The organism is Methylocella silvestris, from assembly GCF_002891535.1.
GTDB classification, from domain to species: Bacteria; Pseudomonadota; Alphaproteobacteria; order Rhizobiales; family Beijerinckiaceae; genus Methylocapsa; species Methylocapsa silvestris_A.
In genome coordinates, this window is record NZ_PDZR01000054.1 from 1 (window position 1) to 2,783 (window position 2,783).

The 2,783-nt window shown below is 67.0% G+C and carries 3 protein-coding genes; all 3 read right to left on the reverse strand.

The features are described from left to right. The coding region (locus tag CR492_RS20130) for an NAD(P)/FAD-dependent oxidoreductase (RefSeq protein ID WP_102845489.1) at nt 1-935 on the reverse strand (935 nt) is incomplete at its 3' end. Beyond that, nucleotides 932-1,651 (reverse strand): methyltransferase domain-containing protein, encoded by a 720-nt coding sequence (locus CR492_RS20135; protein WP_102845490.1) that lies wholly within the window; start codon nt 1,649-1,651, stop codon nt 932-934. The genes CR492_RS20135 and CR492_RS20130, both read right to left, overlap by 4 nt. Further along, nucleotides 1,651-2,733, reverse strand: a complete 1,083-nt coding sequence (locus CR492_RS20140) for a type III polyketide synthase (RefSeq protein WP_102845491.1) — start codon at nt 2,731-2,733, stop codon at nt 1,651-1,653. The genes CR492_RS20135 and CR492_RS20140 overlap by 1 nt, the downstream gene beginning before the upstream one ends. Nucleotides 2,734-2,783: the final 50 nt, after the last annotated feature.

The window sequence follows — 2,783 nt, forward strand, 5'->3', positions numbered from 1 at the left end:
GCGAGCAGCCAGCCCGATTGCAGCGCCATCGCAATGCCCTCGGCGATGATCGGATGGCATTCGCCGGCGATGTTGCCGACGCGGAAGATGTCCGCGGCGTAACTCGCCCGCACGCCCGGCCGGATCGGGCCGGCGGCCAGCCATGCGCCGTCGAGCGCGGCGCCACCGAGCGCAATCCGCGCCGCCGGACACGAGGCCAGGATATGCGCAAAGACCGCCTGCGCCGCCGGGGCGTTGTATAAATCGCGAACCTGCGCCAGCGCATCGCGGCGGATGCAGCACGACAGCGACAGGCGGCCCTGATCGGCCCACACCATACCACCGTAACCGCCCGGGAAAACGAGCAACGGCATCAGATCGGCGGCGAGCGACGCCCCCCTGAAATGAGCTTTGAAGCCGAAGAAATCCTGCCGGCGGTTTTGCCGTTCGAGCTGGCTTGGCAGCGGCCCGCGCGCCCATGAGCCATGCGCGGCGATCACCACGTCGGCGGTCAGCACGCGGCTCTCGCCGGCGCTTTCGATCCGCACCGCGGCTGCAGCGCCGCCGGCGCAGACATCGACGGTCCGCCAGGGCTGAAACACCGCGGCGCCGGAGTCAGTCGCCGCCTGCAGCAGCACGCTGTCGAGCACATCGCGGCCAAGCGCGCAGCCAAAGGCTCCGCCCGGCGCGCGCGGCATGCCGGCCTCGACCGCGGGTCCCGAAGCAAAAAGCGCGACGCGGCGGACGCTGGGCCCCGCCCTCGCCCGCACGGCCGCGCCGGCGCCAAGCCGGTCGAGCAGATCGAGATTGACGGCCGACATGTATTCGCCGCAGACTTTTTTGCGCGGAAAAAGGCTCTGTTCGACGATCGCCACGCGCCGCCCCATGCCCGCCAAAGCCAGCGCCGCCGAGCAGCCGGCTGGACCCGCGCCAATGATGATGGCGTCGTAGCTCATGGCCCCCGCCCGTCGGCGCGCGTGACAGAAAAAACATGGGTGAACGGGCCGATCCCGCGCTCCTCGATCCGGTCGGCGCAATCCTGCGGCCAAAGCCCTGACAACTCGCGGCCGTAAAATCCCGCGCGCACGCTAGCTGCGGCGTCATGCCGGCTCACCGCATTGGCGCCTATCGCCCCCAGCAGGGCAGTCGCCCAGACCGCAACCCGCGTCCGGCGGGGCTCTGCGGCAACGACGACCGGCGCCAGCCGGCGGAGCGATTGAAACAGCATCTGCAAGGCGCGATCCGAAAAGTGGTGCAGAAAGAGATTGGCCGAAACGATATCGAAACCGCCGATGTCGGGTTTGTCGACAAAGGCGAAAACATCGCCTGTCACGATTTCGACGCGCCAGCCCAGCGCGGCGAAAGCCGCAACGCGCGGCGCGGCGACGAGATCGACCCGGTCGAGCAGGACGAGATCGACATCGGCGGCACTATGACGCAAACGCCGCGCGACCGACAGCATGAACGAACCGTCGCCGCAGCCGATTTCGAGGATCCGCGCGCGCCCCGCCGGCATCTGTGCGCGCAAAAGCCCCGCCATGATCGCTGGCTGAAACATCAGCGCATTGATCAGCGCGAGGTCGCGGCGCGAGCGGATCGCGCGCGGATCGGCGGCGGGCAGGCTGTCGAGCAACTCCGCCTCGATCCGTCGGGTGGCGAGAGCGGACGACATCAAGCCGCACCCGCCGTGTGGAACAGCATTGTTTCCGCCGTCAGGCCTGGGCCGAAGGCCATCGCGCAACCAGCGCAATTTTCGCTGAAGCCGCGCAGCATCCGCTCAAGCACAAACATGATGGTCGCCGACGACATGTTGCCATATGCGCGCAGAACGTCGCGCGAGTGCGACAGGTCGTCCGGCGCAAGATCCAGCGCCCGCTCCACCGCTCCAAGTATGGAACGGCCGCCGGGATGGATCGCCCAGAGATCGATGTCGGCGACGCGCCTGCCGTCAAGAATGCCGCCGATGGCGGCGCCAAGCGCATGATGGATGGCGCCAGGCACCCTGCCCGACAGCACCATATTGAAGCCATCATCGCCAATGTCCCACGTCATGAGCGCGCGCGTGTCGGGGATGGCGACCGCGTGGAAGCCGTCAAGACCGATGCCGGTGGGCCGCGCGCTCACCAGCGCCGCCGCGGCGCCGTCACCCCACAGGCAAAACGAAAGCAGCTCTTCGAGGTCTGCGCTCTCCTTGAGATGCAGCGTACAAAGCTCGGCGTTGACGATCAGCACCCGCGCCTCGGACTGCGACCGCACAATGTGCCGCGCGAGCTTCAACGCCGTGATCGCCGCATAGCATCCCATGAATCCAACAGTAGTGCGTTCGATCGAACCCGGAAGCTCGCACCGGGCGATGATGTCTAGATCAAGGCCGGGGGCGGAATAGCCTGTGCAGGTGGTGACGATCAGATGCGTGATGCGCTCCCGATCTTCGCCGAGGAGCGCCCGTTCGACCGATTTTTGCGCCAGCGCGGGCGCCTGCGCGGAGAACAACTGCATCCGTCTGGCCGTCGATGGAAACGCGCCGCGCCTGAACATGCCGGCCGCATCGAGGCTCGCGCCATCAGGATCAGCGGCGGGCGCGAAGCAGGAAAAGCGATGCTCGATGCCCCCTTTTTCCGCCATGCGGTTGAAAACCTCGCGCAAGCGGGAATCGTCCGCCAGTTGCGAGCTCGCGAAGCGGAGAAAGAAGCTGTGGACGTCATGGACGGGAACCGCGGTGGCGATCGTGTTGATGTAAGCATGCGACGGCATTCGGTATGTGTCCTCCGACCTTGAACGCTGCTGCCGAATTCGAAGGCATT

Coding starts and splice junctions, on each gene's coding strand:
- CR492_RS20135 (WP_102845490.1), bottom strand. CDS start 1,651: ATGTCGTCCGCTCTCGCCACCCGACGGATCGAGGCGGAGTTGCTCGAC.
- CR492_RS20140 (WP_102845491.1), bottom strand. CDS start 2,733: ATGCCGTCGCATGCTTACATCAACACGATCGCCACCGCGGTTCCCGTC.